The 13,869-nt window shown below is 69.0% G+C and carries 17 protein-coding genes and 2 tRNA genes; 5 read left to right on the plus strand and 14 right to left on the minus strand.

Annotated features, from left to right (window positions below; translation table 11 throughout):
- Positions 1-77: 77 nt before the first annotated feature.
- A complete protein-coding gene (locus tag OHA61_RS04940) occupies positions 78-311 on the plus strand; it encodes a hypothetical protein (RefSeq protein ID WP_406301869.1) in 234 nt (77 codons plus the stop codon).
- Between the two features lie 146 nt (positions 312-457).
- Here OHA61_RS04940 and OHA61_RS04945 read toward each other — a convergent pair whose 3' ends face one another.
- The 3 genes from OHA61_RS04945 to OHA61_RS04955 form a co-directional block, all read right to left on the minus strand.
- On the minus strand, positions 458-634 hold the full coding sequence (locus OHA61_RS04945; protein ID WP_324989283.1) for a CsbD family protein: 177 nt from the start codon (positions 632-634) through the stop codon (positions 458-460).
- 136 nt (positions 635-770) lie between these two features.
- Positions 771-1,304 (minus strand): type 1 glutamine amidotransferase domain-containing protein, encoded by a 534-nt coding sequence (locus OHA61_RS04950; protein ID WP_406307280.1) that lies wholly within the window; start codon positions 1,302-1,304, stop codon positions 771-773.
- A 228-nt stretch (positions 1,305-1,532) separates the two neighbouring features.
- Positions 1,533-1,721 (minus strand): DUF6381 family protein, encoded by a 189-nt coding sequence (locus OHA61_RS04955; protein WP_406301870.1) that lies wholly within the window; start codon positions 1,719-1,721, stop codon positions 1,533-1,535.
- A 245-nt stretch (positions 1,722-1,966) separates the two neighbouring features.
- On the opposite strand from OHA61_RS04955, the gene OHA61_RS04960 reads away from it, so the two are divergent.
- Positions 1,967-3,118 carry a hypothetical protein gene (locus tag OHA61_RS04960; RefSeq protein WP_406301871.1) on the plus strand — a complete coding sequence of 384 codons (1,152 nt, stop codon included), beginning with the start codon at positions 1,967-1,969 and terminating at the stop codon, positions 3,116-3,118.
- Positions 3,119-3,199: 81 nt separating this feature from the next.
- Here OHA61_RS04960 and OHA61_RS04965 read toward each other — a convergent pair.
- Together OHA61_RS04965 and OHA61_RS04970 are read right to left on the minus strand one after the other, a co-directional pair.
- A tRNA-Pro gene (locus OHA61_RS04965) sits at positions 3,200-3,273 on the minus strand.
- A gap of 85 nt (positions 3,274-3,358) precedes the next feature.
- Positions 3,359-3,892, minus strand: coding sequence for a winged helix-turn-helix transcriptional regulator (locus OHA61_RS04970; protein WP_406301872.1), 534 nt, complete (start codon positions 3,890-3,892; stop codon positions 3,359-3,361).
- Positions 3,893-3,983: 91 nt separating this feature from the next.
- Here OHA61_RS04970 and OHA61_RS04975 point away from each other — a divergent pair, with 91 nt between their 5' ends.
- Positions 3,984-4,457 (plus strand): DUF309 domain-containing protein, encoded by a 474-nt coding sequence (locus OHA61_RS04975; protein WP_406301873.1) that lies wholly within the window; start codon positions 3,984-3,986, stop codon positions 4,455-4,457.
- Positions 4,458-4,662: 205 nt separating this feature from the next.
- On the opposite strand, the gene OHA61_RS04980 is transcribed toward OHA61_RS04975, so the two are convergent.
- The 3 genes from OHA61_RS04980 to OHA61_RS04990 are packed head-to-tail and all read right to left on the minus strand — an operon-like array spanning position 4,663 to position 7,420.
- Positions 4,663-5,298 (minus strand): lactate utilization protein C, encoded by a 636-nt coding sequence (locus tag OHA61_RS04980; protein ID WP_406301874.1) that lies wholly within the window; start codon positions 5,296-5,298, stop codon positions 4,663-4,665.
- A complete protein-coding gene (locus tag OHA61_RS04985; protein WP_406301875.1) occupies positions 5,295-6,713 on the minus strand; it encodes a LutB/LldF family L-lactate oxidation iron-sulfur protein in 1,419 nt (472 codons plus the stop codon). The genes OHA61_RS04980 and OHA61_RS04985 overlap by 4 nt, the downstream gene beginning before the upstream one ends.
- Entirely contained in the window at positions 6,710-7,420 is a 711-nt protein-coding gene (locus OHA61_RS04990) for a (Fe-S)-binding protein (RefSeq protein WP_406301876.1), read from the minus strand. Before OHA61_RS04990 ends, OHA61_RS04985 begins: the two co-directional genes overlap by 4 nt.
- 81 nt (positions 7,421-7,501) lie before the next feature.
- Between OHA61_RS04990 and cobF the strand changes: the two genes are divergently transcribed.
- Entirely contained in the window at positions 7,502-8,257 is a 756-nt protein-coding gene (cobF, locus tag OHA61_RS04995; RefSeq protein WP_406301877.1) for a precorrin-6A synthase (deacetylating), read from the plus strand.
- 78 nt (positions 8,258-8,335) lie between these two features.
- On the opposite strand, the gene OHA61_RS05000 is transcribed toward cobF, so the two are convergent.
- The 3 genes from OHA61_RS05000 to OHA61_RS05010 form a co-directional block, all read right to left on the minus strand.
- On the minus strand, positions 8,336-9,565 hold the full coding sequence (locus OHA61_RS05000; protein WP_406301878.1) for a cytochrome P450: 1,230 nt from the start codon (positions 9,563-9,565) through the stop codon (positions 8,336-8,338).
- 309 nt (positions 9,566-9,874) lie between these two features.
- Positions 9,875-9,951 (minus strand) — tRNA-Pro (locus OHA61_RS05005).
- 150 nt (positions 9,952-10,101) lie between these two features.
- On the minus strand, positions 10,102-10,464 hold the full coding sequence (locus OHA61_RS05010) for an MmcQ/YjbR family DNA-binding protein (protein ID WP_406301879.1): 363 nt from the start codon (positions 10,462-10,464) through the stop codon (positions 10,102-10,104).
- Positions 10,465-11,068: 604 nt separating this feature from the next.
- Here OHA61_RS05010 and OHA61_RS05015 point away from each other — a divergent pair.
- Positions 11,069-12,265 (plus strand): acyl-CoA dehydrogenase family protein, encoded by a 1,197-nt coding sequence (locus OHA61_RS05015; protein ID WP_406301880.1) that lies wholly within the window; start codon positions 11,069-11,071, stop codon positions 12,263-12,265.
- Between the two features lie 72 nt (positions 12,266-12,337).
- Here the strand turns inward: OHA61_RS05015 and OHA61_RS05020 are convergent, their stop codons facing one another.
- The 3 genes from OHA61_RS05020 to OHA61_RS05030 are packed head-to-tail and all read right to left on the minus strand — an operon-like array spanning position 12,338 to position 13,867.
- Entirely contained in the window at positions 12,338-12,904 is a 567-nt protein-coding gene (locus OHA61_RS05020) for a GAF domain-containing protein (RefSeq protein ID WP_406301881.1), read from the minus strand.
- A complete protein-coding gene (locus OHA61_RS05025) occupies positions 12,901-13,518 on the minus strand; it encodes a GTP-binding protein (RefSeq protein ID WP_406301882.1) in 618 nt (205 codons plus the stop codon). Before OHA61_RS05025 ends, OHA61_RS05020 begins: the two co-directional genes overlap by 4 nt.
- Entirely contained in the window at positions 13,496-13,867 is a 372-nt protein-coding gene (locus OHA61_RS05030) for a DUF742 domain-containing protein (RefSeq protein ID WP_266483629.1), read from the minus strand. The genes OHA61_RS05025 and OHA61_RS05030 overlap by 23 nt, the downstream gene beginning before the upstream one ends.
- Between the last annotated feature and the right edge of the window lie 2 nt (positions 13,868-13,869).

The raw sequence follows: 13,869 nt of genomic DNA on the forward strand, positions 1-13,869 counted from the left end.
ACCCGCTGCCCGGCGGGCATTGTCAGTGCCTCGCGAGATGCTTGACGGTCCGACACCTTTCCAAGGGGGCAACCGACATGACCGACTCCGAGCTCGCCGCGGCACAGGCGTACCTACGACTGCTGCAGACCACCCGGGCCGTCCTCTCCGAAACGGAACAGCCGCTGCTCACCCTGCCGCTGCTCACCGCGCCGATCGCCGAGGCGGACGAGGCGCTGCGCGCTCTCGGCATGGCGGGCAACGAGGCCGGCTTCTTCCGTCTGGTGTCCAGGCTTCAACCCGCGCTGCGCGAGGACAGGCGGGTTTCCTGAATGTGGGGCGCCGGTTGAACTGACAACTATCCGCCTTCCGGCGCACCCCCCTCCGCCCTACGCGCCCTGGTCAGGCGAGTCGTGGCCGGACAGCGGGCCGCCCCGGGACCGTAGCCCCGGGGCAGCCCGTCCACCTGGCCGGAGACTTACCGTCCGCCCGGCTTCCTCACCTGGTCGGCGGCTTGCCGCACGGCCTCCTGGGTCGAGCCGGCGATCTGCTCGCCCCGGCCTTCCGCCTGCATGCCGCGGTCGCCCATGGCCTTGCCCGCGGATTCCTTCATCCGACCCTTGACCTGCTTGCCCTTGGCCTTTGCCTTACCCATGACATGTCCTTTCGGGTGTTTCGGGTGTGGCGTGAAACGCCGTAACCACACTGCGCCCATCGCTCAAAGTACGCAACCGAACACTTAACGTGACAATTTGATGGATCTTGCTCGACCCGCGACGTACCCCAAGCGCTCATCCGCCGAACTCCGGCAGGAACGTCGAGCAGAACGCCTTCAGATCGGCCGGTCTACGGCTCGTGATCAGCGTTGCCGGGGCGGCGCGGCAGACCGCGACCTCCTCGTCGACCCAGGTCCCGCCCGCGTTGCGGATATCGGTCCGCAGACTGGGCCACGAGGTCAGCGTCCGATGGCGGACCACGTCCGCCTCCACCAGTGTCCACGGGGCGTGGCAGATCGCGGCCACCGGCTGGGCGAGGCCGAAGAAGCGTTTGACGAACGCGACGGCCGCTTCGTCCATACGCAGTACGTCCGGATTGGCGACGCCTCCCGGGAGCACCAGCCCGTCGTAGTCCGCGGCGCGACTCTCGGCGACCGTCCGGTCGACGGCGAAGGTGTCGGCCTTGTCGAGGTGACGGAAGGCCTGCACACGGCCGGGCTTCGTCGACAGCAGCTCCGGCTCTCCACCGGCGTCGACGACGGCCCGCCACGGCTCGGTCAGCTCGATCTGTTCGACCCCTTGGGGGGCCATGAGGAACGCCACTCTCATGGGGCTCACGTCCTTTCGCGCTCCTTGCTCGTGCCGCTGTCGGTCGCCGGGTTCCCATGGCCCGGCGGAGTATCCCCGTGAGGAGTTCGAGGTTGATCACCCGCAACCGGGCGACGGGCCACGGTCCGCGGGGACACCCGCCGGCCGGGTGCCCGAGTCGGCTGGCACAACAGCGGCTGACGACCTGCCCCAAGGACAGGCCGTCAGCCGTTCACGTGGTGCGGGCACCTACAGGGGGCGGGGGTCCCCACTGCCCATGCTGCTTTCCTGCTCGCTCTGCTCCTGCAGCTTCCGGGCCTTCTCCTGGAGCCGCTGACGCTCCTGCGGGTCGGTCGTGCGCTCCGCGGCCTCCTGCATCTGCTTGGCCTTCTCGCGCATCTGCCGGACTCGGCCACCGGATTCACCTGCAACGCTCATCGTCACTCCCTGGACGTCGGGTAGAGCGGACTACCTCAGCGAAGCAGCGCGCCGACACGCTCGCAATATGAACCGTCACGCGCTGCAACCACCGCCGGACCGCGCCTCGGACGGTGCCCGCCGGCGTTCCGGGTCCACGAATGGGTCGTTGCTCGGGTGCGCCTCAACTTGCTCGATTCCGCAGGGCACTTTGGGCAGGTCGTCGTAATCTGGTAGTAATCACCCTCCCAAGCCTGGGGGAGATCATGGAACTTGCTTTTCTCAAGCCGCTGTTCGATCGTCCAGGCCCCTGGGCCTCCGTCTACATCGACACCTCGCGCGCGACCGAGGAAGCCGCAAAGGTCCAGAAGCTCCGTGAGCGCTTTGTCGCGACGCAGCTCATCGACGCGAGCGCCGACGCCTACACCGTCAAAGCGGTGATCGACACGCTCTCCCATGAGCCGGTCTCCGGGGCACCCCCCGGCCGGGCGATCTTCGCCGCCGGCGCCGAGGTCGTGCTCGACCTGCCGCTCGCCGTCTCTCCCCTCAACACGGAGGCGACCTGGTCGATCCTGCCCCACGTCGCCCCGCTCGCCGGCCTGCGTGGCGACGAACCCCCCTGCCTGGTGGCGTACATCGACCGGACCGGCGCCGATCTGGAACTTCGCGACGCGCTCCACCGCGAGACCCTGGGCCACGCCAACGGCAAGGAGTGGCGGGGCCGCGGGCATCGCAGCATCCCCGCCGACCGTTACGAGTGGCACTACCGGAACAAGGTCGAGAACAGCTGGAACGAAACCGCAGACATCATCGCGGGCGAGATCGCGAAGCAGTGGCCCGCCAGCGGCGCCCGGCTGCTGGTCCTGACCGGAGACTCCCGCGAGCGCAAGGCGGTGCACACCCGGCTGCCCGAACCCATCCGGGCCGCTGCCGTCGAGGCCGAGAGCGGCAGCAGATCGCCGGGCGCCTCCAAAAGCGTGCTCGACCGCCGGATCGCCGAGGCCCGCGAGGCGTACGCGCGCGACCGGCTCCAGAGCGCCCTGGAGCGCTTCCGTATCGGACGCGGCCGCCCCGGCGAGCACCGCAAAGCCTCCGTCGACACCGGACGCGGGGAAGCCGCGGAAGGGGTTCCGGCGGTCGTGGACGCGGCACGCAGCCACCAGGTGGCCACGCTCCTGCTCGCACAGGACGCGTCGGACGCGGCACGCGACGTATGGATCGGCCCCGGCGTGGACGAGGTCGCCGTACAGCGCGGCCAGGCCCAGGCGATGGGCGTCGCCAAGCCCGTGCAGGCACGCGCGGACGACGCGCTGCTGCGGGCGGCCGCGGCGGCCGACGCCGAGGTACTGCTCGTGCCTCAGGGCATGCACGGTCCGGCGGGCGGGCTGGGGGCGGTGCTGCGCTGGAGCACGCCGTGACCCCCTGAACAACGCAAGAGGGCCGTGCCGGAAACTCCGGCACGGCCTCTTCTTCCGCGATTCTTCTACGACTTCGAAAAGTCGGGACGACAGGATTTGAACCTGCGACCCCTTGACCCCCAGTCAAGTGCGCTACCAAGCTGCGCCACGTCCCGCTGCGCGAATCCTCCCGGTTTCCCGGCCGAGCGCGCAGGAGAACACTACCTCACCGCGCAGGGCCACCGGACGCACTGCCTGCGGTCATTCGCTCGCGGCCGGCGAATCGGCAGCCGGCGAATCGACTGGTCCGGAGGAATTCCAGCCGGGCGTACGTACGTCGAGCCGCAGATCCTCGGGCACGACCTCCTGGCCGCAATGACGGCAGCTGTGGACCATGTCCAGCTCTTCGCCGCACGAGTGGCCGAAGACGGCGGGCGGCTCGTCGACGAGCCACCGGTCGCCCCACGCGCGCAGCGTGGTCAGCACCACCAGCAGGTCCCGCCCGGCCTCGGTGAGGTGGTACTCGAAGCGCGGAGGGTGCTCGCTGTACTGCCGCCGGGTCAGGACGCCGACGGACTCCAGATGACGCAGGCGCGCGGTGAGGACATCGCGGGGAGCGCCGGTGTTGCGCGCGATCGCGGCGAAGCGACGGTTGCCGAAGCTGATCTCCCGCACCGCCAGCAGTGACCACTTCTCGCCGACGGCCTGGAGCGATGCGGCGATCGAACAGGGCCGGCCACGCGAGTCGAGGGCGAGTGCGGGGAGCTTGTGGTCCTCGGTGGTGCGTGCCTTCATGCCACTAGGTTGCCACATCCAACTCACTCCCTGCCGTCCGCCGACGACCCCGTCCGGTCACCGGGTCCGTGGCACGGGGGACAATCGATGGGTGGACAAGGCACGCAGGGACCGCGACACCGAAGGGCGCGCACGCAACGCACGGCCGCGCGACGGGCTGGGGCGCCCTCTCCCGTACGGGACGCAGGGAGTGGAGCGGCAGCCCGAGGGCGTCGTCCGTACCCCCGGCCAGACACTCGCCGATGCCCAGCGGCTGCTCGACGCGGGCATGCCCTTCCACGCCCACGAGGTCTTCGAGGACGCCTGGAAGACCGGGCCCGAGGCGGAGCGCGAGCTCTGGCGCGGGCTCGCCCAGCTGGCGGTGGGGCTCACGCATGCCGCCCGCGGCAATACGGCGGGCGGCGCGCGGCTGCTGCTGCGCGGCGCGGACCGGATCTCCGGCTACCGCGATCCGTACGCGATCGATGTGGCCGGTCTGACGGCCTGGGCGCGGGTGCTCGCGGCCCGGCTCGACGGACCGGTGGACGCGGGCGCCGAGGCTCCCCGGCTGACCTCGGTGTCGTAACAGGCTCAGTCCTGGGCCGTGTCTGACACATCTCGCCTGGTGCGCGACGCCCGGCACGCACACTCGCTGCGTTGTCGGAGTCATCCAAGTACGTCCAGTACGAGGATGATCTCCCCCAGACTTCGTCCGGGGGTACCCCCACCGCCTTGCGATTGCACGCACCGGACGCCGCGCACCCCGCCCTGCGGGCGGACGGCGCCATGTGTCAGACACGGCCCAGCAGTACGACCTCGAGGGTGCGGGGGCCGTGGACGCCTTCGACCCGGTCGAGCTCGATGTCGCTGGTGGCCGAGGGACCGGAGATCCAGGTCAGCGGGCGGGTCGGGTCGATGCGCGGCATCGCCTGCGGTACGGAGGCGACGATCTGCCCGGGGGCCCTGACGACGCAGATGTGCAGATCGGGAACGAGCGTGAGCGCCCGGCGCCCCTGCCCGGGGCCCGCGTCCAGGACGATCGTGCCGGTCTCGGCGATCGCAAGGGTGCAGCCGGTCACCACGGCATCAATGGCGTCGAGCTCGTACGGAGTGAGCGGACCGTCGTCCGTGCGCTGTGCGGCGGTCGTGTCGGCGAGCCAGGCGTCGGGCAGCCCGTCCGGTACGACGACTGACCGCGCACTGTGCGTGCCGAGCAACTCGGCGATGAGGGCGGGCAGTTCGGCTTCGGTTGCGCGGTGCACGATCGCCCGGTAGTCGGCGAGGTTCTCGTGCAGCAGATCGAGGATCTCGTCCGGATCGTCGGAGGTATGGCTCTCCAGATAGTCGCGGGCAGGCTCGGGCGCCTCGGGGGCGCCGGCCACGGCCGCGCGGACCCGGGCGAGGATGCGCTCGCGTGAGGCGCTCATGTGCGGTTCTTCTTCCACCAGTCACGGAAGGATTGGGCGGGCAGTTCGGGCAGTTCCCGGTCCGCGGTCCAGGCCCCCGCGCCCGGGAGATTCTTCGGATGCAGTTTGCGGGTCCTGGCGGCGGCCTTCTCCCCGGCGGCGAGCGCGGCCGGATGGCTGAGGATCCACCCCGCCGCCTTGATCGCCGCCTTTTCGACGCGGTGCCCCTTGCCGCCCTGCTCCGCGACCTTCTCCCTGAGGTGGAGCAGGACTTCAGGGATGTCGATGGCGACCGGGCACACCTCGTAGCAGGCGCCGCACAGCGAGGACGCGAACGGCAGCGAGGCGTCGATCTCGCTCTGGATTCCCCGCAGTTGGGGACTGAGGATGGCTCCGATCGGGCCGGGGTAGACGGAGCCGTAGGCATGGCCGCCGGCCCGCTCGTACACCGGGCAGACGTTCAGGCAGGCCGAGCAGCGGATGCAGCGCAGCGCCTGGCGGCCGACCTCGTCGGCGAGCGTCTCGGTCCTGCCGTTGTCGAGCAGGACCAGATGGAAGGTCCGCGGTCCGTCCGCGTCGGCCGTTCCCGTCCACATCGAGGTGTACGGGTTCATGCGCTCGGCGGTCGACGAGCGCGGCAGGGTCTGCAGGAAGACCTCGAGGTCGCGCCAGGTGGGGACCACCTTCTCGATACCGACGACGGAGATCAGGGTCTCGGGGAGGGTCAGACACATCCGCCCGTTGCCCTCGGACTCGAAGACGACGAGGGTGCCCGTCTCGGCGACCATGAAGTTGGCGCCGGAGATGCCGACCTTGGCGCGCAGGAACTTCTCACGCAGATGCAGGCGCGCGGCTTCGGCGAGTTCGGCCGGGGCGTCGGTCAGTCCTTCCGGGGCCGCTCTGCCCCAACTTCCCATCTTCTTGCGGAAGATGTCGCGGATCTCGCCGCGATTGCGGTGGATGGCCGGGACGAGGATGTGGGACGGGCGGTCGTGGCCGAGCTGCACGATGAGTTCGGCGAGGTCGGTCTCGTACGCCGCGATGCCCTCGGCCTCCAGCGCTTCATTGAGGCCGATCTCCTGGGTGGCCATCGACTTGACCTTGACGACCTCGCTCTGGCCCGTCGCCTTCACCAGATCGGCGACGATGCGATTGGCCTCGGCGGCATCGGCGGCCCAGTGAACGGTGCCCCCGGCCGCGACGACCGCCGACTCCAACTGCTCCAGATAGCGGTCGAGATGGCGGAGCGTCTGGTTCTTGATCTGCTTGCCCGCTTCGCGCAGCAGCGCCCAGTCCTCCAGCTCCGCCACGGCTTTGGCGCGCTTGTCGCGGATGGTGTGGGTGGCGTGACGCAGATTGGCGCGCAGCGTCACATCGTGGACGGCCTCCCTGGCGGCTTTGGGGAAGGACGGCATGCCGAGATACGTACCGCTCACAGCAGGGGCTCCTCTTCCGTGCTCGCGAGGATGTCGGCGATGTGCAGGGCGCGCTGCGGGGCGTCCTGGCGGCGCAGGATGCCGCCGATGTGCATCAGACAGGAGTTGTCGGCGCCGCACAGCACCTCGGCGCCGGTGGCGAGGGCGTTGCGGACCTTGTCCTGGCCCATGGCGGCGGAGACGTCGGGGTTCTTGACGGCGAACGTGCCGCCGAAGCCGCAGCACTCCTCGGCACCGGGCAGTTCCCTCAGCTCCAGGCCCTTGACCGCTTCGAGGAGCCTGCGTGGCCGCTCTCCCAGGCCCAGGGCCCGCAGTCCGTGGCAGGAGGGGTGGTAGGTGACGGTGTGCGGGAACCAGGCGCCGACATCGGTGACACCGAGGACGTCGACCAGGAACTCGGTGAGTTCGTACGTACGGGCCGGGAGCGCCGCCTCACCGAACTTCGGATAGTGCTCCCGCACCATCGCCGCGCACGACCCCGACGGCGTCACGACATATTCGTACCCCTCGAAGGCCTGGGCCGTCCGCCGTACCAGGGGCTCGGTCTCCCGCCGGTAGCCGGTGTTGTACTGCGGCTGTCCGCAACAGGTCTGCGCCGCCGGGAAGTCCACCTCCACCCCCAGCCGCTCCAGGAGTCTGACGGTCGCGATGCCCGTGGCCGGATACACCGCGTCGTTGACGCAGGTGACGAAGAGTGCGACACGCATGGTCGGAGGATATGCCGCGACCGGCGGCCCCGGTAGCTCCCGCTTACCGCCGGATGAGGGGTGCCCCGCATAATCGGTGGGGTGAGAAAGATCTATGTGATCGGCATCGGGGCGGGCGACCCCGACCAGCTGACCTTGCAGGCCGTCAAGGCGCTGAACAAGGCGGATGCGTTCTTCATCCTCGACAAGGGAGAGGAGAAGTCGGATCTGATCCGGCTGCGGCGGGAGATTCTCGACGCCCATGTCGAGAACCGCGCCTACCGTCTGATCGAGGCACGCGATCCGGAGCGGGACCGGGAAACATCGGACTACTCCCCCGCCGTCGACGACTGGCGCCGCCGCCGTGCCGATCTGTACGAGCGGTTCATCACCGAGGAACTGGGCGATGACGAGTGCGGTGCGTTCCTGGTGTGGGGCGATCCCGCGCTGTACGACTCCACACTCGCCATCCTTGAGGAGATCCTTCAGCGGGGCACGGTCGCCTTCGAGCACGAGGTGGTGCCGGGCATCAGCAGCGTCTCGTCGCTGCTGGCCAGGCACCGCACCGCTCTGAACCGGGTGGGCCGCCCGGTGCAGATCACCACGGGCCGCCGGCTCGCCGAGGGCTGGCCCGAGGGCGTGGACGACGTGGTCGTGATGCTCGACGCGCGGCAGGCCTTCACCCGCCATCTCGACCAGGATCTCTTCATCTACTGGGGCGCATACGTGGGCACCGAGGACGAGATCCTGGTCTCGGGCCGGCTCGCGGACGTGTCCGGGCGGATCGAGGAGCTGCGGGCCGAGGCGCGTGCCCGCAAGGGCTGGATCATGGACACCTATCTGCTGCGGCGCGGCTGACGGATCCCGTCCCCGGGCACTGCTTCGCCCAGAGATCGCGTACGGAAGCTCGGAGGTGATCTGCCCACGGGGATCAGTTCACCAGGCGAGATGCAGCGCCTCGGGCGAGCGGTGGATGAGCGTCGGCCGCATCACGGGCCACGGCTTGTCCTCGTCGAGCCGCAGGCCGGGGAGCCTGCCGGCGAACAACTCAAGGGTCAGGCGCAGTTGTTCGCGGGCCAGCTGCGATCCGGGGCAGCCGTGCGTGCCATGCCCGAAGGCAACATGCTGCCGCGAGAGGGGCCGGGTGATGTCGAAGACCTCCGGCCGGTCGTAGCGTTCCTCGTCACGGTTGGCCGATCCGTACGCCACGAACACGGTTGCCCCGGCGGGGAGATCGGTACCGGCGATCGTGACGGGCCGGGTGGTTGTACGCCGGAAGCCCTGGACCGCCGTGTCGTACCGCGCCGCTTCCTCGACGGCGGCCGGTATCAACTCCGGTTCACTGCATATCAGTTCCCACTGCCGCCGGTCGCGCAGCAGATGCAGCAGCGTCGAACCGATAAGAGCCGTGGTGGTCAGATGCCCGGCGATCAGGAAGTTCTGGAGGTTGGACACGAGCTCGTGGCGCTGGTCGAGAGTGAGCTCGCCGCTTCCGGGCGCGAGCGCGGCGACCATCCCGGACAGCAGATCGTCGCGCGGGCTCTGCCGCCGCTCACGTACGTACTCGTCCAGCAGCTTCTGGAGCGCAACGACGTCCTCGGCGGCGGCGACCTGCCCGTCCGGGTCCATCGGCCGGAACAGCAGTTCCTCGGCGCGGTGGCCGCCGTGCACCGCGAGCGGCACGTCCACCGGGTCGAAGCCGATCAGGCGCCCTATGACCTGGCCGGGTAACTTCCGCGCGTACGCCTCCATCAGCTCGACACGGCCGTCAGGTCCTGCGGCGAAGCCGTCGACGAGCGCCTCGGCTCGCTCGGCTGCGTACGGGACGAGTGCGGCGATCCGCCCGGCGGACAGTCCGCGGTTGAGCGGAGCGCGATGGCGCTGATGCGCCGGACCGTCCGTGGAAACGACGGTGGGCCGCTTGCCGAACCCCTTGGACAGCACCTCCAGGGCGGCGGGCGAGGGCATCACATCGGGGAGCAGAGCGCGTACGGACGAGAACTCCTCGGGCCGCCGCAGGACTTCACGTACATCCGCGTCCCGGGCGACCAGCCAGGCGTCGAGCTCGGGAACGAAGGTCAGGCCCTTGGTCCGGCGCGCCCGCGCGTAGAGCGGATAGGGGTCGCGTTGCAGCTCGTCGAGCCTGGCGTGATCTTTGCTCGGCACGCGGCGCCTCCGGTTACTCCGGGTCGGAACGGATCTGGACGGTGGGCACACTTGTTCGCCCGGCCATCGTGCCCCAGCCCTGCCATGCCCGAAAGGGCCCCTCGGTCACACGCTTCAGGCACACCCCTCGCTCGCGGCGACCGGTCACACCCGGAAGGGTCGGCCGGTGTGTGCGGTGGGTGAGTAAGCGAGCGCGGGCCGGTGCCCAGCCAATGATGATGTCCATGCCAGGAGCCGATGCCATGCCCCCGGAAAACCGGCGAGGCCGTATCGGAAAGTTCCGATACAGCCTCTGACCTGCATAAACGCTGGTCGGGACGACAGGATTTGAACCTGCGACCCCTTGACCCCCAGTCAAGTGCGCTACCAAGCTGCGCCACGTCCCGGTGCCCGTCTGACCTGGGGTTTCCCCCGGCCGAACGCGCATGAGAACAATACCGCACTTCGACCGGTGGTCACGAACCGCTTTCCCCTGGGCGCAGGGGGGCCGGGGCGGAGCTGCAGGCTGGTGATCGCGCCGCAGGCAGCCCGCACCCTCACCCCCGCCCCGCCAATTCCGGGTGCGCGTCCAGCAATCTCCGCGGAGCCGCCTGCCGCCACGAGTCCCCCAGAATCGCGTACAGCTCCTCCTCGTCCTCCAGCGCCGCCAGCCGCACTCGCAGCCACGCGAAGTTGTCGTCGTGCCCCGCCCGCATGAAGAATTTCTCCGGCTCTGCGGCGATCAGCTCCTCCCTGTCCCCCTTCGGGCACTTCACCCCCATCACCTTGTCGTCGTCGTCGAGCGAGGCGAAGATCCTTCCCCCGCTCTCCAGGCGGAACGTCGGCATGCCCCAGGCGAGCTTCTCCATCGCCCCGGGCAGCGAGAGCGCAAGTCTGCGTACGTCGTCGGCAGTGGCCATACGAAGACCGTACGACGCGGCACTGACACTCAGCGGGCGCCTGCATATAGCGAGAAAGCGCTTTCCCCGCAGCTCGCGAGTGTCTTTAAAGTCCCGTATGCGTGGCAGCACCCCGGGGCCATACAAGCGCAGGGGCGTGCGCCCCCTGCGCCCCCTTGCAACACTTCGCGCGCCGGGTAGCACCTCCACGCGCCAGCACTGCAGACCTCCGCGCCTGCCCTTCGTGCTCGCATGCGCTCTTTTCGGTGTGGGTGTGTGCCGTATCGGTTCTTCCGGTGTTCCCGAATGTCGCACATATGCAGGTCTGCGACTCGCACATGTCCCTCAGTGCCACATGCCCACCAAACCTTTGCCGTTGGCATGTGGCAGAAAGAGGCACAGGGGGAATGCCGTACGTCAGGACCGGACAGGCTCGTACCACGCGAACCACATCCTCAATCAAACGTCAACGGCCTGCGTTCAGGCCAAAGTTGGTATCGATCTTGTGCCGCCGAAAAGCGATCAACACCATGAGGTGGTCGGCCTGTTCGGGACGAGATCACTGCCGATGCACCACCTGCTCGAACAACTGCCCGGGCAGGCGTTTCGCAGAGGAGGACTCGCGATGGACGGCTACTTCGCCAGTCGACTGCATCACCAATTACGCGACCACGTTCGCGAGTTCGCCGAGACCGAGGTACGTCCACGGATCCCGGCGATGGAGACCGCCCGCTCGGTCCACCGCGAACTGTCCCGGCTGATAGCCCAGCAGGGCTGGCTGGGCGCGACGATCAGCAAGGAACACGGAGGCATGGGGGTCGGGCATCTCGCCAAGACCATCATCATCGAGGAACTGTCCAGGGTCAGCGGGGCGATGGGTGCGATGGTGCAGGCCTCGCAGCTCGGCGTCGCCAAGATCATCCACTTCGGCAGCGACGAGCAGAAGAAGACGTGGCTCCCCGTCATCGCCGCCGGCGACTGTCTGCCGACGATCGCCGTCACCGAACCGGAGTCCGGCGGCCATGTGCTGGGCATGAGTGCCACCGCCGTACGGGACGGCGACGACTACGTTCTCAACGGCCGGAAAGTGTATGTGGGCAACAGCCATGTCGGTGATCTGCACGGCGTCGTGGTGCGGACCGCTCCCGGTTCCAAGGGGCTGACGGCCTTCCTGGTGGAATCGGACCGCCCCGGGTGCGCCGTCGGCGAGCAGCGGCCCGCCATGGGCCTGCACGGCTTCAGCTTCGGCGAACTGCACTTCCACAACTGCCGCGTGCCCGCCCCGAACCGGCTCGGTGAGGAGGGCGACGGACTGGCCGTGGCGTACTCCTCCAGCGTGCTCTACGGACGGGCCAACCTCACCGCCGTGTCGCTCGGCATCCATCAGGCGATCCTTGAGGAGACCACACGCTTCTGCGCCGAGCGCCACCGCTACGGCAAGCCCCTGCACCATCTGCAGTCGGTCAAGCTGAAGTTGGGGAAGATGCAGTCGCGGCTGATGACCGCACGGCTCGCCGCGTATCACGCGGTGCATCTGCTCGACCGGGGTCTGCCGTGCGACGCGGAGCTCATGAACGCGAAGCTGGTCAATGTCGAGTCGGCGATCGACACCGCGCGCAACGCCATGGAGGTGCATGCCGCAGCCGGGCTCTTCACCGACCGCCCCATCGAACGGTATCTGCGGGACGCCCTCCACATGTTCGCCCCCGCCGGCACCTCCGACATCCAGCTGCTGCGCCTGGCGGAGGTGGCGCTTGGCACGTCGAAGGGCGAGTGGTCGGACCGGCTGTCCGACTCGGTGAGGCTGGAACCGGCGGTCTGACCGGCCCTGAACTCCGCCCCGGCCCGGGGTACGCCCCCGAGAGGCGTACCTCGGGGCCTCGGGGCAACCCCGCTAGATCCGGCCATCCTCGCGGCGGTGGATCTGTTCGATCAGCTCAGCGGCCAGCGACTTGATCGTCTCCAGGCCCGCACGCCCCCACGGCCGCGGCTCCGTGTCCACGACACAGATCGTGCCCAGCGCGATCCCCGTACGGTCGATGAGCGGCGCCCCGAGATAGGAGCGGATGCCGATCTCGTCGACGACCGGGTTGCCCGCGAACCTCGGATAGTCGCAGACGTCCTCCAGGACGAGCGCCTTGCGCCGTACGACCACATGCGGGCAGTAGCCGTGGTCGCGCGCCATGAAACGGCTGACCCCGCCGTCCCCCGCCGCGCCCAGATCGCTTCCGGTGTGCATACCGGACGGGGTGTGCAGCCCCGCGAAGAACTGCCGGTGCTCGTCAATGAAGTTGACCATGGAGAACGGCGCCCCGGTCACCTCCGCGAGCTTGTGCGCGAATTCGTCGAAGGCGGGGTCCGGCCGGTCCCCGAAGCCGAGCTGGCGCAGCCGCCGCACGCGGACGGGCGCCTCGCGGTCGACGGGGGTCAGCAGCAGATGGCCGGTCGGGTCGTACGTCATATCTGTGCTCCGTAGCTCGGGGCCGGCGCGGCCGGCGCCGGGGTGGTGGTGAGCAGATGCTGGACGAGGGTGACCAGTGTTCCTATCCCCGAGCTGGCGATACGTGCGTCGCACAGGACGACCGGCACCTCCGGCTTGAGGTCGATCGCGGCCCGTACCTCTTCCGGTTCATAGCGGTAGGCGCCGTCGAACTCGTTGACGGCGACGACGAATCCGATTCCGCGACGCTCGAAGAAGTCCACCGCCGAGAAGGAGTCCTCGAGTCGGCGCGTGTCGGCGAGCACAACCGCTCCAAGAGCGCCCTCGGAGAGCTCGTCCCACATGAACCAGAAGCGCTCCTGGCCGGGTGTGCCGAACAGATAGAGCACATGACTCCGGTCCAGCGTGATCCGGCCGAAGTCCATGGCGACCGTCGTGGTGGTCTTGGACTCGATGCCGTCGAGTCGGTCGGTCGCCACGCTGACCTGGGTCAGCAGTTCTTCCGTACTGAGGGGTTCGATCTCACTGACCGCCCCCACAAAGGTTGTCTTGCCCACCCCGAATCCGCCCGCGACAAGGATCTTCAGAGCGGTCGGGAAGAGGTCGTCGACGTCAGAGCCGTCGTCGTAGGCCATCGAGCACCGCCTCCAGCAATGAACGGTCCGTGAGTGAGTCGTTGCAGCGCGGCGCCCGCGCGGTGACCGCGCCGCAGTCCACCAGATCGGAGAGCAGCACCTTGGTGACGACCGCCGGGAGCCTGAGATGCGCGGAGATCTCGGCCACCGACGTCGGCCCGTCGCACAGGCCGAGCGCCGTGGCGTGCTCGGGCCCTAAGTGCGTCTGTGGCACGGTCCCGGTCGCCATCACGAGGGAGAGCAGGTCCAGTGCGGCCGTCGGACGGGTGCGGCCACCGCTCACCGTGTACGGGCGGATGAGCCGGCCTGCCGCGTCGTCGAGCAGTGGCCCGTCCTTGGGGGACGGCACTT

The sequence above is a fragment of the Streptomyces sp. NBC_00885 genome, assembly GCF_045207475.1.
In the GTDB taxonomy this organism is placed as follows: Bacteria; Actinomycetota; Actinomycetes; order Streptomycetales; family Streptomycetaceae; genus Streptomyces.